Genomic DNA, 22,660 nt, shown 5'->3' on the forward strand with positions numbered 1-22,660 from the left:
GGCGGAAATTCAATGTTTCACAACAGGAAGCGATAGCCCCAAAAAATCGCTATCACCTTTTTTATAGCTATCGCCTACAGTCCCAGCGTATACACCTTGGCGAGGCATGGACTGGTGTCGCAACATTTGCAGCAAAATGGTCGGGTTCACCGCCCCCGATACGTAAAACCCCTGCACCGCGTAACAGCCCAGCTCGCGCAACAGCCCGTATTGCATTGCCGTTTCCACACCTTCGGCCACCACGGTCAAGCCCAGACGGCTGCCCAGCATGATGGCGCTCTCGACGATCGCGCGCGATTTCTCGTCTTCGACCAGCCGTTGAACAAACTCGCGGTCTATTTTCAGTTCGGTGAAAGGCGTTGTCGCCAGATTGTGCATGGAGCTGTAGCCTTGCCCGAAATCATCTTGCGCGAGCCCGAAGCCCATCATGCGCAAGCGGCAAGCGCCCGCGTAGTAGTCGCTGGGCCGACTGGTGGTGCTGTTTTCGGTGAGCTCGAAGCAGATCCTGGAAGGGTCTCCTCCCGCTCCAATGACAATCTCGAACAACTCGTCGGGCAAAACGCGATCATCCAGCAATTGCGAGGGCAGATTGATTGACACGCTCAGCGAATACCCCCCCTCTCGCCACGCGGCTTGCGCAAGCAGACTCTGCGCCAACACGTGAAGCGTCAGATCCTTCTCGAGTCCGTGCATGGCCATGGAGGGCAAGAAGCTGGCTGGTGGCAGAACGGTGCCATCGGGACATACCCATCGCACCAGCGCCTCTGCACCGAATATCGTTCCCCGTTCGACGACTTGCTTGGGCTGATACCAGACCTGGATCTCTCCATTGGCCATCGCCTCCAGCATGCGATTCCTGTCGCTGACCAAAGGCACGGCCTTGGCCGTGGAGCGCGCCAACTCGGACGGTGCCATGTTTTGAATCAGCGATTGAATGTCCGCAGGCTGTACCGGCTTGCATAGCTGGCCGATAACCTTGATGGACAGCAACTTTGCCAGCAGGTGGACAGTGCCGACCAACTGTTTTGGCGAAGCGCTGATCAAGGCCAGTTGGGGTCGATTTTCCAGTTCAGCAATGCGTTGTATCAGCTGAACGCCGTCTCCCCCCGGCATCCGCAGATCCGTCATGACCAGATCGAACTCCACCGCGCGGATCCTGGCCAGCGCCTCGGCGCCATTCACCGCGGTTTCAACATGCAAGACTCCTTGCCGCCGCAGCAGCCCGGAGATGTACTCTCGCTGCAAGCGCTGGTCGTCGACGATCAAAACCTTTAGGGACATTCTTGCCACCTGGCACGTAGAGGGATAGGAAAGTTGGCCAGGACACATCCTCGAATTGCGGATAGTGTGGCCTCGATGCCTCTACCCGTCATCACACGTGGAGGGAGATCATCTGGGGGGCAGTCTACGCAGGGCACCGGCAATAAGCACTCGGACAACTTCGATTTTCATGCGCCTCATCGGATACTTATCACCGCCCCCAAAGGGCCGGCCGCTGCGGGAGCTGCGATTGACGACCCAGCGCCTCTCGGTATACGTCATGCGTCTTGGCGACAAAATCCGATAACCCGAACTCCCGGACTGCCTTTTCCCGCGCCGCCTGTCCAAGGTTGCGAGCGATGTGCGGCTGCGCGACCAGCTTGCTCAGGATTTCCGCCACCGCATCGGGCGCCTTCGCCGGAACAATCCAGCCATCACGCAAGGCATGGACATTCTCACTCAGTCCGCCCGCAGCGCTGACAATCACAGGAACCCCCATCGCCATCATTTCCCGACATGCGAAGGAAATGGTCTCCATTTTTGAAGACAGGACGAAGCCGACGTCAAAGGCCGCAATACACTTGCGCACGTCCTTCAACAGTCCGCTGAAGATCACGCTGCCCGCCATTCCTAGCGCGAGCACGCGGCTCCGCTGAGCCTCGGTTGGAAGCTCGCCAGCAATCAGAAGCACAATCTGGCTGCGCACATCGGCGGGCAAGCCTGCGACGCCCTCGACCATGTCCAGCCAATTCTTGTAGTCAGCGGTCCCTGCAACGCTACCGACCACCAGCCGCCCCGCGTGCAAAGGCGTAAGCCAGCGCCGTTTCGCCTCGGCGACTTCCCCTTGCCCTGCAGGCCGAAATCGCTCCACATCCACCCCGTTATGCACCGTCCGCAGCTCACTGTTCCTGAATACCGACCTCGCGAGCCTCTGGCGGGTGTGCTCACAGACGCAGATGACTCGATCAGTCGCGAAGCGAGCCCGCAGCCAAGCTCCAATGCTGGTCGGCAGTCGGTCATTGTGCTGGGTATATATAAAAGCTGGACGTCGCCCCCCCATTCCCGCCGCAGCCAACATGCCCAACCGATGGTCAGCCGCACCATTCACGTGCGCGATGTCAACCTGCTCACCCTGCAGGATTCTGCGAAGGCAAAGCGCATTTTCCAGCGTCGCGATCGGCCCGCCCTTGAAGTCCATCGCGATGGCTCGCACGCCGGGAATCGCGCGGGCCTCGATGAAGATTCGACTGCTCGGCGGAGCGGCCACGAGTATTTCATGGGCCGCGCGCAACGCACCCGCCAGAGACAGTACATACGTCGTATGCCCCCCTCCATCGCCTCGATGAAAGTTCGTGTAAAGGATTCTCATCGTCGTGTCCGGTCCAGTGGCTTTTCAATTTCCAGCCCTGGGCGGATAGTCCAGTTCCCCGGAAGTAACGAGAGCGGCAGCCTTCGCATCCCGCAGCTCTTGCGTCACTTGCTCCCTCGACTTTCCACTCTTTCCGGACGCGTCCGGCGGATACGACATCTCGTCAAACGTCACTTGGCCTGCCGATTTGGCCCGTTGCAATTCATCCTGTACCTGTGCCCGACTCTTGCTCTGCGTCGACACGATCGGCGCGGGATACTCCTGTTCTCCATATCGCACCAAACCGGCGGCCTTCGCCTGGTCCAGTTCAATTCGTACCTGCTCCCGGGTCAGAGGTTCGGCATGTACGCTCGCCATCGGCATTATTGAGGTTGTCAATACGAGTACGCCAGCGGCGGAACGCTTCTTCATGCGGCCCCCTATTGCAGCGCACACACGTTCGAACACACCCGGTGCAGGATGCGTCGGACTGCTCTGGCCCACCGCCCCTTCGATGTGATTTGCCGACTTGGCCGAAACCGAAGATTGAAGTGGGGAGGTCGCAGCAGCGCTGGACGGGATCTTTCGATTGAACATGTATCGCTCCTTGAGCTTCAGCTTGACCAGGCGGGAGCCCGGTCGACAACTGAACTCTACGCAGTCGAGAATTACCAGAATCCAACCTACGGATTACATCTGCGTAAGGAGAGCGAGACAGCCAATACGCCGGCCAGCGACGCGCCCCCTGGACCGGAGCGAGCGACACCGGGCAGCCAGGCCGCAGGGTTTCTGATACATTGACGCCCAAAAGCCCATCCGCGCGAAGGCTATTCGCGGCCCGGCCTGCGCCGGGCATGGCACAAGGGCCCGCAACGTGCTTTCAATGACGTACGGCGTCAAGGCCCCATCTCTCAACAGTCGACATCCAAGGCGACAGTCAAAATGAAAAAAATTGCACTGCTGGTTATCCTGCCATCGCTGCTCGCGGGATGTACTTCCGGACAGATGAACATGCTGACCGGCAAGCGGAACAAGACCTACAACGACGTCAATGCGGCCTGGGTCGGCAGCACGGAAGAGCAACTGATTTCCAAATGGGGTCCGCCCAAGAAGAGCTATACGCTTGAAAGCGGGGCAAAGATCATTTCGTACGAAGACATCTGGGGCCCCATGTCCGCCTACCACGTATGCCAGGAAAAATTCATGATCGAAAAGGGCGTGGTGACCAAATGGGGCATTGCGGATTGCCCGAAACGCATCTCGGGCTCGCTTCCTAAAGACACGCCGATTCCGCAACCGACCCTGTAGGGCGACCGCGCGCCGGTTTTCCCCGCCTGGCGCCTTGACAGGCCACGTGCCGACACCCGCAGCAGGACCGCGCCGGTCTCCCCGGCGTCATCGCCCCATCACCGGACAGCTCGCCGGAACGGGGCGATCAAACAATACGGCAATGCCGCACACCGACGTGAACATCCCCTGGTTGTTGTGGCCCACTCCGGGCACTTGCACCACGCGCTGATTCAACGTTTCATTCGAGCAAAAGCGCCCGCCGCAAACATTCAAATATCTGCTCGACCTGGGCAGGGCTGATGATAAGCGGCGGCGAAATCACGATCATGTCGCCGGACGCGCGCACCAGCACGCCATGGTCGAAGCAATAGCGGGCGACCTCGGCGCCTCGCCCCCCTGGCGCCCCGGCCCGCGGCGCCAGGTCCACGGCGCACAACAAGCCTATGCTGCGCACGTCATTGACATGGGGCAGGCCTTTGAGCGCCAGCGCACTGGACTGCCAGAAGGGACTGATCGCCCGAACCAGGGCGTTGATATCCAGTTCCTGATGCAAACGAAGCGTCGCCAGGCCGGCGGCGCACGCCAGCGGATGCGCGGAATAGGTGTAGCCGTGCATCAGTTCCACCACTTGTGGCGGGCCGGCCATGAAGGCCTCATACACACCGCTCCCGACGATGACGCCGCCCATGGGCACCGCGCCATTGGTCAACCCCTTGGCCACGGTCATCAAGTCCGGGGTCACGCCAAACACCTGCGAGGCGAAGTTGCCGCCAATCCGGCCGAAGCCGGTGATCACTTCGTCGAAAATCAGCAGCACGCCGTGCTGCGTGCACAGTTCGCGCAAGCGCTGCAGATAACCGACCGGTGGCGGATAGACGCCGCCCGACCCGGTTACCGGCTCGACAATGACGGCGGCGACCGTGCTCGGGTCCTGGATATCGAGCAATTGTGCAAGGGCCTCCGCATAGCTGGCGCCTTGCTCGGGTTGCCCCGCGCTAAAGCGCATGCTGGCGTCATACGGCAGCGGCAAATGGCTGACTTCGCCCAGCAGCGGGCCGAAGTCGCGCTTCTGGCGGCCAATCCCCGAGACGGAAAGGCCGCCAAAACCCATGCCGTGATAGCCCTTGGCCCGGCCGATCAGCTTGGTGCGGCGGCAGTCTCCGCGTGCCTGATGGTAGGCGCGTGCAATCTTCAAGGCCGTGTCGACGGCTTCGGAACCAGAGTTGGTGAAGAACACCTTGGTCATGCCTTCGGGCGCCAAGGCGATCAAGGCGTCCGACATGGCCTGGGCGGCCGGGTGACTCATCTTGAACGAGGACACGAAGTCCAGGCGAGCGGCAGCTTGCTGAATGGCCTGCACAATGCTGGGCTGGCCGTGACCGGCGTTGACGCACCACAGGCCGGCCATGGCATCCAGAATGTCGCGGCCGTCGGGCGTGCGGTAGTACATGCCCTCGGCGCTATCGAACATCACGGGCTGCTGTTGAAACTGCCGCATGGGAGTGAAAGGCGCCCAGAATGCATCGGAAACGGAACTGGCGTCGGTCATGGAATCTCCTTGAATGGTTGAAACGCAAGCCGGCTCAGGCCTGCGCCAGGCGGACGCGATAGCCGCCGTCCGCCAGTCGCTCCAGCGGGCTGGCGGCTGCCAGCAATTTGCGTGTGTAGGGGTGTTGCGGCTTGTCGAACAAGGCATCGCGGCTGGCGACTTCCACGATTTCTCCCTGGCTCATCACCGCGACGCGATGCGCGATCCGTTCGACTGCCGCCAGATCATGCGAGATGAACAGGCAGGCAAACCCGTATTGCTTCTGCAAGCGTTCGAACAGGTCCAGAATCTGCTTCTGGATGGTCATATCCAGCGCCGAGATCGGCTCATCGGCAATGACCATCTTCGGCCGTCGCACCAGGGCGCGGCCGATGGCCACACGCTGACGCTGGCCGCCAGACAGCTGATGCGGGAAACGGTCGCGGAACGACGGGTTCAAGCCGACATCAGTCAGCGTTTCCGCCACTCGCACGCGACGCTGCGATTCGTTCAGGTCATCGCTATGGCGCAAGGGCTCTTCCAGAATCTGCCCGACCCGCATGCGGGGATCCAGAGAAGAATAGGGGTCCTGGAAGATCATCTGACATTGCAGGCGGGTGCTGCGATGGATCGACCTGAGCAGATCCACGCCTTCAAACTCGATGCTGCCAGCGCTGGGCTTGACCAAACCCGCCACGGCGCGCCCCAGCGAGGTCTTTCCCGAGCCGCTGCCGCCCACCAGGGCCAACGTTTCACCCGGCGCGATGCTGAGGTCGACGCTGTGCACTACGCGACAGGCGGCGCTGCGCCGCCAGAAGCTGCGCTGCCCCGGGTACTCGATGCACACACCTTTGACCTCGACCAGCGGTGCGCCGGCCTCGGGCAAAGGGGGCAGTACGCCACGGCGCGGCAGCGCCTCCAGCAACTGGCGGGTGTACTCGGCTTGCGGCTTGAGCAGGATGGAGGCCGTCGGCCCCTGCTCGACCGCTTGCCCATTGCGCATGACGACGACCTTGTTGGCGTAGCGCGCCACCAGCGAAAGATCATGGCTGATGAAGAGCACTGCGGTACCCTGCTCGCGGGTCAGCTCCAGCATCAGATCGATGACGTCCAATTGCGCCAGGCAGTCCAGCGCCGTCGTCGGTTCATCGGCGATCAACAGGGCCGGACGCAGCAGCATGACCGATGCCAGCATGATGCGCTGGCGCATGCCGCCCGAGAATTCATGCGGATAGGCGGTCAGGCAGCGCACCGGATCCTTGATGCCGATGCGCTCCAGCATGGTCAGGCAGCGCCGTCGAATATCGGCGGCGCTCAGACGGGTATGCAGCTTGAGGGCCTCACTCATTTGCCGGCCGATGGTCAAAGCCGGATTGAGCGACACCATGGGCTCCTGGAACACCATGCCGATCTCGGCTCCGCGCACACGCCGCAAGGCGCGGGCGTTCTGCGTGTCCAGGACCTGGCCCTTGAAGCCGATGCTGCCGCCAGCCATCTGCATGGGTGCGGGCAAAAGGCCGATCACGGCGCGGGCGGCCATGGTCTTGCCGCTGCCCGACTCGCCCACCAAGGCAAGGATCTCGCCCGGCGCAAGCTCGAAACTCACGTCATTCACGGCCAGCGGTCCATCCAGACCGGCACGTATCCTGAGTTGCTTGACAGACAATAGTGGCGCTTTCTCGGTCATGCTCACTTCCTCATGCGCGGATCGAGGCGATCGCGCAAGGCATCGCCAAACAGATTGATACCCAGCAAGGCCACGCTGATCAGCACACCGGGAAACACGCCCAACCATGCGGCCGAAGCGATATACGGACGGCTGGCAGCCAACATGCTGCCCCAGGTGGCGGCCGGTGGCGGCACGCCCAGGCCCAGAAAGCTCAAAGCGCTCTCTGACAGCAAGGCCCAGCCGAACATGCTGGTTGCCAGCACGCACACCGGCGCCAGGCAATTGGGAACGATGTGGCGGAACATCGTGTACAGCTCGGAATTGCCGATGACTCTGGACGCCTCGATGAACTCGCGTTCACGCAGCGACAAGACGCTGCCACGGACCACACGCACCACCGACGGCGTATAGGCCATGCCCAGGGCCAGCACAATGCTGTACTGGCTGGCCCCCAAGACGGCCATGATGCCCAGCGCCAGCAACAGGCCGGGGAAGGCCAGCAAGGCGTCGTTGAACATCATCAGGATGCGGTCGGTCCAGCCTCGCAGGTAGCCGGCCAGCATGCCTATCATGGTGCCGCATACCAGGGCCACCCCCACGGACAAGAGGCTGATCCACAGGCTGGTCGAGGCGCCAACGATGAGACGGCTCAGGACATCGCGGCCGAACTCGTCCGTACCCAGCCAATGCAGCGCGCTCGGCGCCTGAAGGCGAAGGCCCAGATTCAGCTTCAGCGAGTCATACGGCGTCCACACCAGGCCCAGCAGGGCCAGCGCGACCAGACCCAGCAGAAGGCCGCCACCGATCAAGGCATTGAGCGCCGGCAGGCTGCGGCGCCGCGCAGGTGCGGCAGGCAAAGAGATGGCGTTGCCATTCATAGTTTCACCCTGGGATCAAAGACCGGATACAGCAGGTCGACGACCAGATTCACCACGACATAGATGCTGGTGATCAACAAAAGACATCCCTGCAGGACGGGATAGTCGCGAGCAAAAATCGAATCCACCATGAGCCGGCCGATGCCCGGCAGGGTGAAGACGGTTTCCAGCACCGCGATGCCGCCCAGCAGATTGCCCAGGATCAGGCCCACCAGCGTCCAGGTCGGCGCAAAGGCGTTGCGCAAGGCATGGCCCCACAACACCGCCGTTTCCGACAGGCCCTTGGCGCGGGCGTGCGCGATGTATTCCAGCCGCAAGACCTCGATCGTGCTGGCGCGCGCCATGCGGGCAATCGAGCCGAACTCCACCAGCGTCAGCGTCACCACGGGCAGGACCAGATAGCTCAGCCCTCGCAAGGGATCCGCACTGACGCTGACGTAGCCAACGATAGGCAGCCAGCCCAACTTCATGCCGAACAGGTAAAGCAGCAGCAAGCCCAGCCAGAAGGCCGGAATCGACAACAGCAAGGTGGCGCTGGCAACCAGGCCCAGATCCATCAGGCTGTTCTGCTTCCAGGCCGCGTAGAGGCCGACCGGCACGGCCAGCAGTACCGCCAGGCCCACCGAGATCAGGACGATGACGGCGCTGACGCTGAAGCGCTCGACCAGCAGATCCAGCACCGGCTGGCTGCTGCTGATGGACAAGCCGAAATCGCCGCCCAACACCGCCCGGATCCAGATCAGGTATTGGGTCAGGAAAGAGTGATCCAGACCCAGGGTCCTGCGCATCTCGGCCAGGCTGTGCGCGTCTGCCATGTCGCCCAGCATCAGCAGGGCAGGATCCCCGGGGATAAAGCGGATCAGGCCGAACACCATGATGGAGATCAGCAGCAGTGTGGGCAGCGCCATGCCCAGGCGCTGAACGAAGAATCGCAACATGGCCGGCCTATTTCGCGGTCGCCGCCAAGGACACACCCCACAGGCGCGGCTTGGAAATCGGCCAGGTTCGATAGCCTTGAATGCCATCACGGAAGGCGCCGATGGCGGTGCCGTTGTAGATGATGACCATGGGAACGTCCTGGATCAGCATGCCGTGCAACTGATCAAACAGCGCCTGGCGCTTAGCCGGCTCGGCCTCACGCATGGCTTGGTGCAGAATGCCGATGGCGTCAGCGTTGTCCCAGACCTTGCGGGCTTCCTTGGACTTGTCGCCCAGCAGTTGCTCGAAACTCAACGCCGGATCGAAGCGCGGCGAATAAGAGAACGACATCATTTGATAGTTGCCGCTCTGGTAGCGTTCGAGCTGCGTGCCCCATTCAAGCGTTTCCATCTGGATGTTGATGCCCACGGCCGCCAGCATGGCCTGACTCAGAATGCCCATATCGAACATCTGCGGATAGCGCTTGTTCACGATCATCCTGATCGGCTGGCCGCGATAGCCGGCGGCACTGAGCAAGGCGCGCGCCTCGGCCAGATCGGTGCCATGGCCTTTGGCCGTGGCGGCGTCATAGTAGGTGCTGCTGCTGGGCACGGGCGAGTTGTTGACCTGCGACAGACCGCTGGACAGCGTGGCCACCATCTGCCCGTAGTCGAGCGACAGCGCAATGGCGCGGCGAATGCGCACATCCTTCAGCAAAGGGTCATGGGTCTGGAACAGCAAGCCGTTGATGGACATGGCGGGGCTGACCTGGATCGTCAAGCCCTTGGCCAGTTTCAAATCGGCCGCGTCCGTCGCCGTGACGTCGGGCAGCAGATCGATGCCACGCGCCATCAGCGCCGCCTTGGCCGTCGCGTTGTCGGGGATCACGACAAAACGCACTTGATCCACCAGCGCCTGCTTGTTGCCGGTATAGCCATCCGGCTTGGCCTCGGCACGCGCGGCGTAGTCGGCAAAGCGTTGCAGTTCGATGTATTGCCCGCGTTGCCACTGCCCCGCCTTGAAGGGGCCGGTGCCGACCGGGGCGCGCCAGGCCCCCTCTGGCGTCAGCGAGTCCGGATGCAGAATGCCGGTCCCGCCGCAATCGGTCCTGGCCATGGTCGCCAGAAACAGGGCGTTGGGCTGTTCCAGCGTGAAGACCACGGTCATCGGATCCGGGCTGCTGATGTCTTGCACCTTCAACAGGCCACGGCCATCGAAGTCGGCCAGGCAGCGCCATTGGGTCTTCGGATCCAGGTAGCGGCGCCAGGTCCACAGGACCTCGGCGGCTGTCAGCGGCGCACCATTATGAAAGCGCACGCCCTTGCGCAACGTGAAGCGGTAGCTGCGCCCATCGTCGGAAACGCTGATCGATTCGGCCAGCATGGGGCCCACGGTGGCGTCCTCGCGGTAGGCCACCAGGCCCTCCACCATATGCATGACGACGGCGTCGGTGTTCTCGTCCCGGTTGACGCCGGGGTCGGTGCTGCGGATATCTCCGCTGATGCCGACCTGGATGCGTGATGGCTCGGCAGCGTGAGCCCCGGCCATCGCCAGGCCCAAGGCCAACGCGGCGTAGCCCAAGGCGATCTTTACAGTGTTGCGCATGAAGTACTCCTCCTTCAATGGGATGGGCGCCATGGCCGTATCCAGGCCATGCCGCCTGTGCTTATTGCTGCACCGGGCGCGCCCGCCGTTGGCGCAACACCGCCGCAAAGAACTTCTGCGCGGCTGGCATGACCTTGATGCCCATGTGGGGCACGTTGGGGATGTGGTCCAGCGTGGCATTCACCCCGGCGGCTTCAAAGCTGGCGCGCAGACGTTCCAGCCGCTCGGGTCGGGTGCGGCCCGCGTCATTGGCGCCTTCCATGTAGTGCTTGCCGCCAGGGCGATGGGTGATCTCCCAGGTTTCGAGGTCGGCTGCGCCCACCACCATATGGATAGGCACCTGACGCAGGGCGTCCAGGTTCAGCGCCTTGCCAAAACGTGTCTCCATATCGGCGACACCCACCCACCACTTGCGCTCGGTGTCCAACAGCGTGACCGAACCCGGTGCGCCGATCGACGCGGCCCACAGCCGATCGGGATGCAGATAGCAGAAGCGATTGGTGAACTGGCCCCCACCCGAATAGCCAAAGAGCGCGAAGGTGTCGAAGTTGCGGCCGTACTTCCTGCCGACCTCGGCGACCATATCCAGCAGGATCTGGTCGTAGCGGATATCGCCCTCGAGAATTTGCTTGTAGCCGTCGCCATTGCCATCGCCCAGCACGCCCACGGGAAACAGCGGTGCGAGGATGATGCAGTCGTTCCAGCGGCCAAACTCGGCAAAGCTGTTCCGATAGGTCTCCATCGCACGGTTGGAACCATGCACCACGACCACCAGGTCCACCGGACGCGTTGCATCTTCGATGGACTCCGGAACATAAAGGCAATAGGCGAAGCGCGTGTCGCCCGCATGGGAATAGACCGTCGTCGGCCCTTGATCGTAGAGACGTCGCGCGGCTTGCCGCGCCAGCAGTTCGGCCTGGGAATCCGGAATAGCAGTGCTCATGGTCTAAACCACTCAATGAGAAAGACCCGCAGTATCCGTCAGCACCTGAACAAAGAAAATCTAATTTAATTTTAATTAGAGTAAAGTGTTTCTTTACCCAAAACCGACTCGACATGAGCAGCATCCGATTTCTCAGAACATTTATCGCTGTCGCTGAGGAAGGCAGCTTTGCCGCTGCTGCCGACCGGGTGGCATTGACCAGCGCCGCCGTGGGCCAGCAAATGCGCGCGCTTGAAGACGAAATGCGCCGCGCGCTGTTTGCGCGCAATCACAGGCAGACGAGTTTGAGCCGCGAAGGGCTGCTTTTGCTTCCGCGCGCCAGGCGCCTGGTGGCCGATTACGACGCGATGCTGGAAGACCCCGATCATGACGTGCGCATGGAAGGCGAAATCACCGTCGGCGGCATCATTTCGGCGATGGGCCTGCTGGCCAATTGCCTGGTGCAGCTCAAGGCCGTTCATCCCAAGGTGTCCGTCACACTGACCAGTGCGCGCTCCGATGAGTTGGCGCCACTGCTGCTGGCCGGCGAGCTGGACGCCGCCGTGGTGGTGAAGTCGCCCCGCCAGGACTTCAAAGGCCTGAGCTGCTCCCGGCTGTATGACGAACCCCTGGTCTTGCTGACCAGCGCCGAGGCCTATGCCAGGACGCCGGACATCACAGCGCTGCTGGCCACCCAGCCCTATATTCGCTATGACCGCAATACGGCCACCGGCTCCAAAGCCGACAGAGTATTGCGCCGCCTGAGGGTCAAGCCGCAGGAAATCCTGGAGCTCAATTCCATTCTTGGCATCGCGGCGCTGGTGCGCCAGCAAGTGGGAGTCAGCCTCGTCCCTCTTCTGCAAAACGTCTATTGGAATGAAGACCCGGCCTTGAAAGTGCTGTCGCTGCCCGGCCCCCAGGAATTGCGCAGCATCAGCATCGTGGAACAAGGCCGCAAACGCCATCTCACAGGCGAGATCATCAGGTCGTTGCGCGTCGCCCTGGATTCACGCGGCATCCCCTAGACAGCGCGCCGCCATGCTCGGGCAGACATGGCCCGTTCGCCCCCCCTGGCCTGCCGCCGATTGTTGCCATCGCGGCAACACCATGATCCCTCGGCCGGGCCTACTGCTGATTTCCCTGCGGACCTACGATCTGGGCGTCATCCACACACGCGCCAGGCCAGGTCCGGCATGGCCGAAACACGCCAATCCATCGAGGGAATCATCATGAGTCAACGCCTGAACGCTTTCGCGCTGTCACCCGAGCTCTTCAAGAAATTCGTCGAGTTCGGCATGCTTTTGAAGTCCGGGACGATCGAGCAATCCATCCTGGACCTGATCGAGATCCGCGCCTCGCAGATCAATGGCTGCGGCTTCTGCCTGGACATGCATGTGAAGCAGGCCAAGATCCACGGTGAACGCGAACTGCGTCTGCACCACGTCGCGATCTGGCGCGAATCCACCGAATTCTCGCCACGCGAACGCGCCTGCCTGGCGTGGACCGAGGCCCTCACCACCCTGGGCGCGCAGGGCGTGCCCGACGACATTTATGAACGCGTCCGAACCCAATTGTCCGAAAAGGAAATATCGGACCTCAGCTTTGCCGTCATGGCGATCAACGGCTGGAATCGCCTGAACGTGGGGTTCCGGACCGTCCCCGGTTCGGCCGACAAGGCATATGGCCTGGACAAGGCCAAGTTCAACTGAGGACGCATCATGAAAATCCTGGTAATCGGCGGGACGGGCCTGATCGGCTCCAAACTCGTCAAGCGGCTCACCGAGCGCGGCCACCAAGCCATGGCCGCATCCCCGGCCACGGGCGTCAATACGATCACCGGCGCAGGCCTGGATGAGGCGCTCGCGGGCGTGGATACGGTGGTCGATGTGGCCAATTCGCCGTCGTTCGAAGACAGGGCCGTGCTCGAATTCTTCCAGGTGTCGGGACGCAACCTGTTGGCGGCAGAAGCCCGCGCCGGCGTGCGCCACCACGTGGCGCTGTCCGTGGTGGGCACGCATCGCCTGGCCGAAAGCGGATACTTCCGCGGCAAGATCGCCCAGGAGCAATTGATCGTGGCCGCTGGCGTCCCCTACACCATCGTGCACAGCACGCAGTTCTTCGAGTTCCTGGGCGGCATTGTGCAGTCGGGGGCCGAGGGCGGCGAAGTACGGCTGTCGCCCGCCTTCGTGCAGCCGATCGCGTCCGACGAGGTGGCCCTGGCCATGGCTGACGCCACGTTGGCCGCGCCGGTGAACGGCACGGTGGAAATCGCCGGTCCCGAACGGGTACGCCTGGCCGAGCTGGCGCAGCGCTACCTGCATAAAACCGGCGACGCGCGCAGCGTGCGGGCAGACCCGCAAGCGCGGTACTTTGGCGCCTTGCTCGACGATGACACGCTGGTGCCAGGCGCCGGTGCGTGGCTGGGGAAGATCGACTTCGAAACCTGGTTCAGCCGGTCCGGCGCAAGAAAGTAGCACCGCGCTGCGCGGTGTGCGCTGATGGCGCGGTCGGCAGGCCGTCCAATATCTGCAGGTCCTGGGCACGGATGCCCTCGGTCATGTAGTCGATGAAGACGCGCATGCGCGCCGGCAAATGCGCGCGGCTCAGGAAGCACAGGTAATGCCCTCGGTCGTCCGGCGCGTATTGCGGCAGGCAGGCGACCAGGCGGCCCGCACGCAGGTGATCGCAGATTTGGTAGCCCGCCATCTGCGCAATGCCGTGGCCATCGAGCACCGCCTGCAGCACCAGGTCGGCGTCGTTGAAAGTGAGCATGGCGGACGGCGCCACCTTGCGCAACTGGCCGCCCACCTTGAATTCCCATTCGTAGACTCGCCCCGACGCGAACAGGAAGTTCACGCACTGATGGCCGGAGATGGCGTCGACGCTGTCCGGCAGGCCGTGCCTGGCCACGTACGCGGGCGACGCACATAACATCATCTGCATGGGAATCACCTTCTTGGCGATCACGCGGCTGTCTTCCATCCGGCCATTGCGCAACGACACGTCGACGCGGTCCGCGGCGAAGTCGGTCGGCCCGTCATCCAGCAACAGTTCGACCGCGATGTTCGGGTAGGCCTGGCGGAATCCGTGCAGCAGCGGCGCCACGACCTTGCGGCCGAAGCCCACCGTGGAACACACGCGCAATTGCCCCGAAGGCGGGCCCTCGCGCAGGTCGCGCATGTCGTCCAGGGCACGAATGATTCCATCCACGCCGGGATGGCACGCCTCATAGAAGCGCTGGCCCTCGGCAGTCAGCGAGGTGCTGCGCGTGGTGCGAACGAACAGCCGCACGCCCAGCTGGTCTTCCAGCTTTTGCACACTGCGGCTGACGGCCGATCGGCCGATGCCCAGCCGGTCACCGGCCTTGGCGAAATTGCCTTCCACGGCAACGGCGATGAACGCCATGACGCCGGCATAGCTGGTCGCGAAACTGTCGGCCAGGGAATCCGGGCCGTTGGCGCAGGCAAGAGCCGGCGAAGCGGAAAGAGAGGGCGGCATGGGGCGGCGTCGCAAGTAGGTTGATCCTACCCATAAGACGGCGCGCCGGGCCATTCTGTGACAATGCACGCAAAAAAAGAGAATGCCTCCGGGAGGAAAGCCCCCCGCCACACGGACGGGCTTGCAGCGTCGGAAGCCGGGACTCGCCTTATTCGTCCCTTAATGAACAGGCGTCAGGACCGGCGCGCCCTGCTTCTTGACCAGGACCACCAGGAACCTGGCGGGCTGTGTCTGGCTGGCATTGCGGCCCACGGTGTGGATATCCTGGGGGCCTTCGTAGAAGGTCTGCCCGGGGGTCAGCGTCACTTCCTTGCCCCCCTTGACCTGCATGACGATGCTGCCTTCGAGTACGTAGACGAAACTATGGGCATCGTGGCGGTGGATGGGATCGGCCGCGCCGGGCGGGTAGTCGACGACGATCATCTGCGCGTCCTTGCCCGGGATGTCCGGCAGGTTCCTGTGCATCAGCTCCGTGACGATGGCGTCGGCCGGGGCCGCCCCGGACGCGGCATGGGCAAACGGGCTGAACAGCGCGGCGGCGAGAAGGGGCAGTGCGAATTTCGTGAGCTTTGACATGGCCGATCCTTGGCAACGTTGGGGAAGCCCCATCGTAGGAGCGCCCATCGCACCGCGGTAGGCCCCCGCGGGGGATCACCGTGTTGCCGCGCAGGCACCAACGCCCTCGCCCGATCCCGGTCTCAACCCTGCGCCAGCGCGGCCGAGATGCGTGCCAGCTTGTCCGGATTGCGTTGCACCAGGATGCGCGTCAGGCGCTCGCCATCGGTTTCGCAGGCGTGCACCGATTCAAGTTCGCCATCGATGAAGCGCAGCAAGGTCCATTGCCCGTTCACCTGGACCACGTCAACGCGCAGGGCATCGCGGTACCGGCGCTTGCCGGCGTAGAACAGCTGCGCCAGGCGTTTTCCGCCCACCAGGCTGGCAAAGCTGGATACCTTGCCGCCCCCGTCGCCGATGAGCTCGGCGTCGTCGCTCAAGAGCGCATGCAAGCCGTGAAAATCGCTGCGCTGCATCGCATCGGCAAAAGCGTGCAGCAGGCGTTGCAACGTCGCACGCGGCACGGCCTGGCGAGGCGCGCCCTGGCTCAATTGCTGCTTGGCCCGCCGCACGAGCTGGCGCACGGCTGGCTGGGTCTTGTCCAGCGTCAGCGCGATGTCTTCATAGTCGGCATCGAAGACCTCTCGCATCAGGAAGGCCGCGCGGGCGTCCGGCGACAGGCGCTCCAGCAGGTACAGAAAAGCCACCGACACGTCGTCGGCTTGTTCATGGATCTGTTCGGGCGTGGCGGGCGCGGCCATCAGCATCGGCTCGGGCAGCCAGACCCCCGCGTAATGTTCCCGTTCGGCCTTGGCCGCGCGCAGGCGGTCGATCGACAAGCGGGTCGTGGCGGTGACCAGCCAGGCTTCCGCGTTCTGCACCGCCGAGCGATCCGCGCCATTCCAACGCAACCATGCTTCCTGCACCACGTCTTCCGCCTCGGCCACCGTCCCCAGCATGCGGTAGGCGATCGCGTACAGGCGCGGACGGTGACGCTCGAAAAGGAGCAAGGAGTCAGTCATGGAAAGGAGCAACGCCAGGCAAGGCAACACGGGAAGAAAGGCATTTTGCCGTAGCCACCGGGCAGCGACAAGGATATTGGTGCGCGCAGCACAACAGCGTGCTTCCCGCCGCGGATCTACCGCATGCCGGGCGGCAGACCTACGATGCCTTCACTTTCCAGGCCGCAGCGGCAGCAGCCGTGCCAGGCAATCCTCACCCCCTGTTCAGGAGCATACGCCATGCTTTCCCCAGACCATACCTTGCCTTGCGACCACCGCAAGCCCATCGATCTGGTTCCGTCCCGTTACGCCGTGCAGATAGGAGACATCGACGCGCTGGTGATCAGCGACGGCGTGCTGCCCTTGCCCACGTCGACGATGGCCACCAACGCCGACCCGGCCGACCTGGCGGATTGGCTGCGCCACATGTGCATGCCGCCGGACGCATTCGACTGGCCGCTGAATGTGATGGTGGCCCGTCGTGGCGACCAGACGATCCTGATCGATGCCGGGTTGGGCGGGCAGTTCCCGGGCTTTCCGCGTGCCGGCCAATTTCCTCAACGGCTGGCGTCCGCAGGCATCGCCCTGGAATCCGTAACGGACGTGATCATCACCCATATGCACATGGACCACGTGGGCGGGTTGCTGGTTGCCGGCGTGAAAGAACGTCTGCGCCCGGACGTGCGCATCCATGTGTCCGCAACCGAAGTCGCGTTCTGGACATCGCCCGATTTCACCCATACCGTCATGCCCAGGCCAGTGCCCGACGTGCTCCGTGCCACCGCCACCGCGTTCTACAACGAATACCGCGATCGACTGTGCCTTTTCGAGGACACGCACGAAGTCGCGCCGGGGGTGAGCGTCCGCCTGACAGGGGGCCATACCCCGGGGCACAGCGTCGTCGACCTGGTGTCAGGCGGCGACCGCCTGACCTTTGCCGGCGACGCCATGTTCCCGGTGGCTTTTGACCACCCCGACTGGCACAACGGCTTCGAGCATGATCCCGAAGAATCGGCCCGCGTCCGCATCGGCCTCTTCCAGGAGCTCGCCAGCAACGGCGGGCTGCTGGTGGCGGCTCATCTGCCGTTCCCGTCCGTCGGACGGGTCGCCGTCCATGGCGACGCGTTTCGCTGGGTTCCGGTCATCTGGGATTACTGACCGGCCCCGCGTCCTGGTCAAGGCTGCAGCACCGCCATGCGGGGCTTGCCATATTCCTGCCGATAGCACACGCACAGCAGCACCCTGCCGACCCGCTCGCACCGCGCGACGAATCGCCAGCGGCTGAAGACCAGGCCGATTTCTTCCTTCCCGCCTGGGCCGAGCGGCCGCGTCCAGGTGATGGACAAGCGTGGCAACGCATGCAGCAACCCCAGTCCCACGCTTTTCGCGCAAGCCTCGCGGGCGACCCAGCCGGGCAGGAAATCCACGGCGACCTGGTCCCGTCGCGCCAGCCAGGCCGACAGGCGCTGTTGGCGGGCCGCCAGGTCGGGCCGGTCCAGATGCTCGATATCGATGCCCACATACTTGCGGTTGGCGTATAGCCGCGCCTGCACACCGCAACTGTCGCTCACGCCGAAGCCGGCAAGACCGGAAAGGTAGGGCTTGCCCAGCTTCGTGCGCGCGGCCTGCCCGGCACGTGCGGGGCCCTGGGCGCCCAGCACGACCGTGACGTCAAAGTTCGACGAGGGTGCGGTCATGCGTGCCCGTCGCGATCAGGGTGTCGGCCTCGCCTGCCACGGCACGGGCACTGAACCGCAGGGAATTGCCGAACATGGCCTCGACCGTGATCGTCAGGTGCACCGCGCTGCCCCGATGCGCCGGCGCCAGGTGCCGCACGCTGACCGCATGCCCCACCGACCCCCAGCGCCCGCCGCCCGCCAACCGGATGCACTCCGTCGCATACGACTCGATCCAATAGACAATGACGGGGGTGGCCAGCACGTCCAGATCCCCGCCATAGTTCAGCGCGCCCGCGGCGGCATCCACCACGCAGGTCTTCTCGAACTGCTGGCCTGTCTGGAACAACGCCTGCGCCTGCAGCATCGGGCCGCCCATCTAGGCGCGTTCCAGCGCGGCGAGCGTATCGGCCGCATTGCCGAAACGATCCTTGAACATGGATATCCAGCGCTCCAATCCAAACGCGACGCAACTGGTATGCACGAAACTGTCGTCCAGGCGGATATTGAATTTTTCACCGAAGTAGTTGCGGTGATAGTTCAGCGACGACACGGCATGGCCGTCGAATACCAGCTCACGCTTGGTGGGCGTCAACGCAGACAGGCGCGCCACGGCGCTGCCTGAATCAAAGAAGGGATCATTGGCTTCTTCGCAACCCGCGCGGATTCCCAGTTGCGCAAAGAAGGAGAACAGGCGGTCGTACCCCGCTTCCAGATGCGCCTGCGCGCCCTCGGCGGTGCCCAGGTACACGTATTCCTTCATGGTGAAGTTGAAGGCGCGGTAACGGTCCAACGCCTTGTCTTCGTGCCGGAAGCAGCGCGCAATGCAGGATTCCACCCGCGCGCCGTCCAGGCGCTGCCCCTGCAGCCCCAGGTAGACCTTGTAGCAGGTCGCCGGCAGCAGGGCCACATCGGCGGTGAGCGCCTTGAAATCCCGGTCCAGCTTGCGCTGGCCACGCGCAAATCCCAGCAACTCGCCTTCTTCGATGGAGCACATGACGCAGGTCAGATGGGGAAAATTGCGTACATAGCCCAGCGCATTGATCTCTTCATGGGCCAGCAAGCTGTCGAACTCCGCGGTGGCGTCGGGCGCGATCGAGAAGATGTCGTCCAGCTTTGCCTGCAGCACGTTCTTTACCTGATGCCATTGTTTTTCGATGATCACGATGCAATCTCCTGGAAGTCCCTGAATGCACTTGAAAATGCGGACAGGACGACGCCTTACGCCGTCAAGTCGGCCAGCACCTGCCGCACGGTTCGGATGGAATGCGTGTCCTTGCAGGACGTTCCGCAATACAACGCCATGTCCTCGATCAACCCCTCGGTGTGGGCGGTGGGCACCGCCACGCTGTAACGCAGGATGGGATAGCGTTTTCCAAAATAGTGCGCAAAGCCGATCACGCCCGCCGGCAGCGATCCCCCGCAGCTGGCGTTGCGGATCACCCGGTGGCGATGGGTATGCCATCCCACGCTGAACCGGTCGGTGACCACGGTGTCGCCGGGCTCGGCTGCCACGATCGCCTGCTTGTAGCGGTCGTGCGCGGCGGATTCCCGGGTGGCCGCGAAGACCGTGCCGCACAACGCGCCGGAAAACCCGGCATCCAATACCTGGCGCAACTCGGCCGCATTGCTGATGCCGCCGCTCAGAAACACCATGCGCGTGTCCACGCCAAGGCGGGCGGCCTGATCCAGCGCTTGCGCGCGCGTGATCTTGCCCAGGTGATGGCCGCCCGCCTCCGTCGTCTGCAACACCCCGAAGCACGCACCGGCATCGAACGCCGCGTCCAGCTCATCCCAGGTGCCCCCTTGCACGCCGTAGTCCATCCCCGTCGGCAAGGCCCGCAGCACGGCGGGGTCAGGTAGACCGAAGAAGGTCACGATCGGCCGTTCCGGCCGGTCCGCCACATAGGCCAACCGATCCAGCAATGCGTCCGCATCCAGCACGAACGGGACCAGGTTCACGCCGAAGCGCGCCCGGGTCAACGCGGCGGTCTGCGCGAGCAACTGGCCGATCTCGTCACGCGTGTGGCGGTACAGGCCTATCATGCCGAACGCGCCGGCCTCGCACACGGCGGCCGCCAGTTCCGGCTGTGCCACGCCGCCCATGCCGGCCTGCAGAACGGGCAAGCGCGCGCCCAACAGCGCTGCCACCCGGGAACTGCTGACAATCTGCGCCATGGTGTGCCCCTGCGCTACAGCGCGGCCAGGTTCAAGTCCGTCACCAGCCCCTGTTTGGTGAAGTAGGCGGCGCTGCGCTTGAACCATTGCTCGTGGACGGCCTTGCGCGCCGGGTGCGACCGCAGCGCGTTGCGCATGGCGTTGCCGTTGCGAAATCCCAGCGGCTCGTAGACCTGGGCATCGGCATACACAGCCGGGTTGTACATCAGGCTGATGAAATACCGGAACATGTTCGTCACCGTGCGCGCCACTTCTGCCCGGGTCGCGTCCGGGTCGTCCGCGCGTTCCAGCGCCAGCCGGTACAGGCGGGGCACCATTTCCCGGCCAAAGGACACGTGGCGGGATTCGTCGACATGATGCTGGTAGTTGATCTGCTTGAGGATCTCGGTGATGCCGTCCGTCGTGCCGACCTTATGGTTGTAGTAGTCGACGAACTCTTCAAAGATCAGCGTGCTGGCGAACATGTACAGATCGTCCAGTTCCGGCGTGGACGCCTGCGCATCGCCCTGCAGCTGAATCGACGGATATATCTTTCCCGCATAATCCAGGCAGGCCTTGGCGAAGTACCACATGTGGAAGTTCTCTTCGCCCATGAAGACATGCAGGTACTCGGACACATCGGCATAGCGCTCTTCGTAGATGCACCGGCTGACAAAGCTCAGCACCCCCTTGATGCCATGCACGTTGAGGCTGAAGAAATTGACCGCCTCCCACTTGCTCAGGCGTATCTGCTGCGCGGCGTCCAATTGCGCCTGCAGCGGCGTTCCGTAGGTCGTGAGCAAGTCATTGCTGCACCAGGGTTGGTCTTCCGGGATATGGGCGGGCCACTCGAAGCGCTCGTAGGGATCATGCGAACGCCCTTTGGATAGCGTCATCAGCCTGCCGATTCTTGCGTAGTCGATTTCCATGATGACTTCCTTGCCGCCCGGGCTAGCGCTGTACGTGGACGAAATTGACGATGGCATCCACCGTGCGCAGGTCCTCGACGGTGATGGCGGTAGAGACGTCTCGTCCCACCAGTTCGCCCAGGAACATGATGAAGTCCAGGAACTGCATGCTGTCCAGGATGCGCTCTTCGATCAGGTTCTTCTCTTTGATGCCTTCGACCTGCGCATTGCGGTTTTCCTTCAGCCAGGCGATCACTTCGGCTTCGGTATCGGTGACGGTCAGTGTGGACATATAGGCTCCGGTTCAATAAGTGGATATCGCGTCAGACCTTGACGGCCGACAGCAGGCAGAAACCGCTGCTCTCCTGGCGCAGCACGGCTTGGCGCTCAAAGCCGGCAGCCGCGATCTGCGCCTGCATGTCGCCCACTGTCCAACTGCGCCCGCCGTCCCACAGCGCCAGCGCGGACAGGTTGTGCAAGGTGGTGAACTGCGGCGCACGCCGGTCCTCGGCAAGGAAGTAGCCTTGCACCAGCAAGGTGCCGCCTGGGCGCAGCGCCTGCCACGCACGATGCAGCATCGATCGACAGACCTGCGCACTCTCTTGATGCAGCACGTTTGAAAAGAGCAGCGCGTCGGCCTCCTCGCCAAAGCCGTCTTGGCGATAGTCGGCCACCTGGGCGCTGACGCGGTCCGCCAGGCCGGCCGCCCGCGCGGTTTGACGCGTGATCTCGACCACCGGCGCCAGATCCAGGACCCTTGCGGTGGCCTCGGGCCGCGCCGCGCACAAGGCCAGGGAATACGTGCCGGCGCCCCCACCCACGTCCACCAGGCGGCGAATGGGCACGTCTTTCAAGGCCTCTGCGAACGCGGGCCCCGAACGGGACGCAAACTGATGCATGCCCAGGATGAAGTCCCGCATGAACTGCGGATCTTCGCCCAGCCACTTCGATTGGTTGTCTACCGCCTCGCCCCGCCGCACGGCTTCGGCCAGTTGCATCCAGGGCCGCTTCCAGCGATCCATGACCCGGATCCAGCACAACAGCGATTCGGGGCTGTCTTCGGTGAGAAAGCGCGCGCTGAGATCGGTGTTGGCGTAGCGCCCGCCCTCGCAGATCAGCAGTTTTTGCGCCACCGCGCAGTCCAGCAAGCGCTCCAGCGGCTCGGATTCGCAACCCAGTTCCCGAGCCAGCTCGGCGCACGTGCGGGGTTCGGACAAGCGTTGGGCAATGCCCAGATCGGCCAGGGCATACAAGGGTTGCCCCTCCCAATGCCCGAACGCCAAACGGGAAAACGCCATGAAGCTCACATCCATCGAGATTCCCTCCTGATTCAGCAGTGATGGCCCGACGGGCCAAACAGGTGAACACGCAACAACCCCTGGACGGGGTTGGAAACCAGCGATCAGGACGTGGCACGCAAAGCCGAGGGTGATCCGGCCGCATGCGC

At 63.3% G+C, this 22,660-nt stretch carries 24 protein-coding genes and 1 pseudogene; 5 read left to right on the forward strand and 20 right to left on the reverse strand.

Going from position 1 to position 22,660, the window contains the following annotated elements; all coding sequences use genetic code 11:
- Positions 1 to 9 precede the first annotated feature (9 nt).
- The 3 genes from AC6LJ2_RS12580 to AC6LJ2_RS12590 all read right to left on the reverse strand — a co-directional run bounded on the left by AC6LJ2_RS12580 (position 10) and on the right by AC6LJ2_RS12590 (position 3,205).
- Entirely contained in the window at positions 10 to 1,281 is a 1,272-nt protein-coding gene (locus AC6LJ2_RS12580; protein WP_263909851.1) for an EAL domain-containing protein, read from the reverse strand.
- 190 nt (positions 1,282 to 1,471) lie between these two features.
- Positions 1,472 to 2,629: a glycosyltransferase gene (locus AC6LJ2_RS12585; RefSeq protein ID WP_498151467.1), complete on the reverse strand. Its 1,158-nt coding sequence runs from the start codon at positions 2,627 to 2,629 to the stop codon at positions 1,472 to 1,474.
- A 24-nt stretch (positions 2,630 to 2,653) separates the two neighbouring features.
- A complete protein-coding gene (locus tag AC6LJ2_RS12590) occupies positions 2,654 to 3,205 on the reverse strand; it encodes a DUF4148 domain-containing protein (protein ID WP_498151468.1) in 552 nt (183 codons plus the stop codon).
- 345 nt (positions 3,206 to 3,550) lie between these two features.
- Here AC6LJ2_RS12590 and AC6LJ2_RS12595 point away from each other — a divergent pair, with 345 nt between their 5' ends.
- Complete coding sequence (locus AC6LJ2_RS12595; protein WP_498151469.1) at positions 3,551 to 3,916, forward strand: hypothetical protein; 366 nt, start codon at positions 3,551 to 3,553, stop codon at positions 3,914 to 3,916.
- 87 nt (positions 3,917 to 4,003) lie between these two features.
- Here AC6LJ2_RS12595 and AC6LJ2_RS12600 read toward each other — a convergent pair.
- The 7 genes and pseudogenes from AC6LJ2_RS12600 to AC6LJ2_RS12630 form a co-directional block, all read right to left on the reverse strand.
- Positions 4,004 to 4,132, reverse strand: a pseudogene (locus AC6LJ2_RS12600) (alpha/beta hydrolase); the annotation flags it as partial.
- 4 nt (positions 4,133 to 4,136) lie between these two features.
- On the reverse strand, positions 4,137 to 5,447 hold the full coding sequence (gene aptA / locus AC6LJ2_RS12605; protein WP_498151470.1) for an omega-aminotransferase AptA: 1,311 nt from the start codon (positions 5,445 to 5,447) through the stop codon (positions 4,137 to 4,139).
- 34 nt (positions 5,448 to 5,481) lie between these two features.
- Positions 5,482 to 7,041: a dipeptide ABC transporter ATP-binding protein gene (locus AC6LJ2_RS12610; RefSeq protein ID WP_263909843.1), complete on the reverse strand. Its 1,560-nt coding sequence runs from the start codon at positions 7,039 to 7,041 to the stop codon at positions 5,482 to 5,484.
- 74 nt (positions 7,042 to 7,115) lie between these two features.
- Positions 7,116 to 7,973: an ABC transporter permease gene (locus AC6LJ2_RS12615; protein WP_263909841.1), complete on the reverse strand. Its 858-nt coding sequence runs from the start codon at positions 7,971 to 7,973 to the stop codon at positions 7,116 to 7,118.
- A complete protein-coding gene (locus tag AC6LJ2_RS12620) occupies positions 7,970 to 8,911 on the reverse strand; it encodes an ABC transporter permease (RefSeq protein ID WP_263909839.1) in 942 nt (313 codons plus the stop codon). Before AC6LJ2_RS12620 ends, AC6LJ2_RS12615 begins: the two co-directional genes overlap by 4 nt.
- A 7-nt stretch (positions 8,912 to 8,918) precedes the next feature.
- Positions 8,919 to 10,496 carry an ABC transporter substrate-binding protein gene (locus tag AC6LJ2_RS12625; RefSeq protein WP_498151471.1) on the reverse strand — a complete coding sequence of 526 codons (1,578 nt, stop codon included), beginning with the start codon at positions 10,494 to 10,496 and terminating at the stop codon, positions 8,919 to 8,921.
- A 61-nt stretch (positions 10,497 to 10,557) separates the two neighbouring features.
- Positions 10,558 to 11,439, reverse strand: a complete 882-nt coding sequence (locus tag AC6LJ2_RS12630; RefSeq protein ID WP_498151472.1) for an alpha/beta hydrolase family protein — start codon at positions 11,437 to 11,439, stop codon at positions 10,558 to 10,560.
- A gap of 113 nt (positions 11,440 to 11,552) precedes the next feature.
- Here AC6LJ2_RS12630 and AC6LJ2_RS12635 point away from each other — a divergent pair, with 113 nt between their 5' ends.
- The 3 genes from AC6LJ2_RS12635 to AC6LJ2_RS12645 all read left to right on the forward strand — a co-directional run bounded on the left by AC6LJ2_RS12635 (position 11,553) and on the right by AC6LJ2_RS12645 (position 13,892).
- Positions 11,553 to 12,443, forward strand: coding sequence for a LysR family transcriptional regulator (locus AC6LJ2_RS12635; RefSeq protein WP_263909833.1), 891 nt, complete (start codon positions 11,553 to 11,555; stop codon positions 12,441 to 12,443).
- Between the two features lie 204 nt (positions 12,444 to 12,647).
- Complete coding sequence (locus tag AC6LJ2_RS12640; protein ID WP_263909831.1) at positions 12,648 to 13,127, forward strand: carboxymuconolactone decarboxylase family protein; 480 nt, start codon at positions 12,648 to 12,650, stop codon at positions 13,125 to 13,127.
- Positions 13,128 to 13,136: 9 nt separating this feature from the next.
- Positions 13,137 to 13,892 (forward strand): SDR family oxidoreductase, encoded by a 756-nt coding sequence (locus AC6LJ2_RS12645; protein ID WP_498151473.1) that lies wholly within the window; start codon positions 13,137 to 13,139, stop codon positions 13,890 to 13,892.
- Here the strand turns inward: AC6LJ2_RS12645 and AC6LJ2_RS12650 are convergent.
- From AC6LJ2_RS12650 to AC6LJ2_RS12660, 3 genes are all read right to left on the reverse strand, one after another.
- A complete protein-coding gene (locus tag AC6LJ2_RS12650) occupies positions 13,867 to 14,916 on the reverse strand; it encodes a LysR family transcriptional regulator (RefSeq protein ID WP_445659211.1) in 1,050 nt (349 codons plus the stop codon). The genes AC6LJ2_RS12645 and AC6LJ2_RS12650 overlap by 26 nt on opposite strands.
- A gap of 159 nt (positions 14,917 to 15,075) precedes the next feature.
- On the reverse strand, positions 15,076 to 15,492 hold the full coding sequence (locus AC6LJ2_RS12655) for a cupin domain-containing protein (RefSeq protein ID WP_445657485.1): 417 nt from the start codon (positions 15,490 to 15,492) through the stop codon (positions 15,076 to 15,078).
- 122 nt (positions 15,493 to 15,614) lie between these two features.
- A complete protein-coding gene (locus AC6LJ2_RS12660; RefSeq protein ID WP_263909827.1) occupies positions 15,615 to 16,493 on the reverse strand; it encodes an RNA polymerase sigma-70 factor in 879 nt (292 codons plus the stop codon).
- A gap of 219 nt (positions 16,494 to 16,712) precedes the next feature.
- Here AC6LJ2_RS12660 and AC6LJ2_RS12665 point away from each other — a divergent pair, with 219 nt between their 5' ends.
- A complete protein-coding gene (locus tag AC6LJ2_RS12665) occupies positions 16,713 to 17,630 on the forward strand; it encodes an MBL fold metallo-hydrolase (RefSeq protein ID WP_498151474.1) in 918 nt (305 codons plus the stop codon).
- Between the two features lie 17 nt (positions 17,631 to 17,647).
- On the opposite strand, the gene AC6LJ2_RS12670 is transcribed toward AC6LJ2_RS12665, so the two are convergent.
- Genes AC6LJ2_RS12670 through AC6LJ2_RS12700 form a run of 7 tightly spaced genes read right to left on the reverse strand, consistent with a single transcriptional unit; the run spans position 17,648 to position 22,511 of the window.
- The gene (locus AC6LJ2_RS12670) at positions 17,648 to 18,169 is read right to left on the reverse strand and encodes a 4'-phosphopantetheinyl transferase family protein (protein WP_263909825.1); all 522 of its coding nucleotides are present in this window, start codon (positions 18,167 to 18,169) and stop codon (positions 17,648 to 17,650) included.
- The gene (locus tag AC6LJ2_RS12675) at positions 18,144 to 18,527 is read right to left on the reverse strand and encodes a thioesterase family protein (RefSeq protein ID WP_263909824.1); all 384 of its coding nucleotides are present in this window, start codon (positions 18,525 to 18,527) and stop codon (positions 18,144 to 18,146) included. Before AC6LJ2_RS12675 ends, AC6LJ2_RS12670 begins: the two co-directional genes overlap by 26 nt.
- Positions 18,528 to 19,313: a hypothetical protein gene (locus AC6LJ2_RS12680; RefSeq protein ID WP_263909823.1), complete on the reverse strand. Its 786-nt coding sequence runs from the start codon at positions 19,311 to 19,313 to the stop codon at positions 18,528 to 18,530. It abuts the gene before it with no gap.
- A gap of 56 nt (positions 19,314 to 19,369) precedes the next feature.
- Complete coding sequence (locus AC6LJ2_RS12685) at positions 19,370 to 20,326, reverse strand: NAD(P)H-dependent flavin oxidoreductase (RefSeq protein ID WP_498151475.1); 957 nt, start codon at positions 20,324 to 20,326, stop codon at positions 19,370 to 19,372.
- A 14-nt stretch (positions 20,327 to 20,340) separates the two neighbouring features.
- On the reverse strand, positions 20,341 to 21,234 hold the full coding sequence (locus AC6LJ2_RS12690; protein WP_263909821.1) for a diiron oxygenase: 894 nt from the start codon (positions 21,232 to 21,234) through the stop codon (positions 20,341 to 20,343).
- 22 nt (positions 21,235 to 21,256) lie between these two features.
- Positions 21,257 to 21,505 (reverse strand): acyl carrier protein, encoded by a 249-nt coding sequence (locus AC6LJ2_RS12695; protein WP_263909820.1) that lies wholly within the window; start codon positions 21,503 to 21,505, stop codon positions 21,257 to 21,259.
- Positions 21,506 to 21,536: 31 nt separating this feature from the next.
- On the reverse strand, positions 21,537 to 22,511 hold the full coding sequence (locus AC6LJ2_RS12700; protein ID WP_498151476.1) for a methyltransferase: 975 nt from the start codon (positions 22,509 to 22,511) through the stop codon (positions 21,537 to 21,539).
- Positions 22,512 to 22,660 lie beyond the last annotated feature (149 nt).

It is taken from the genome of Achromobacter sp. 1014246743 (assembly GCF_059760725.1).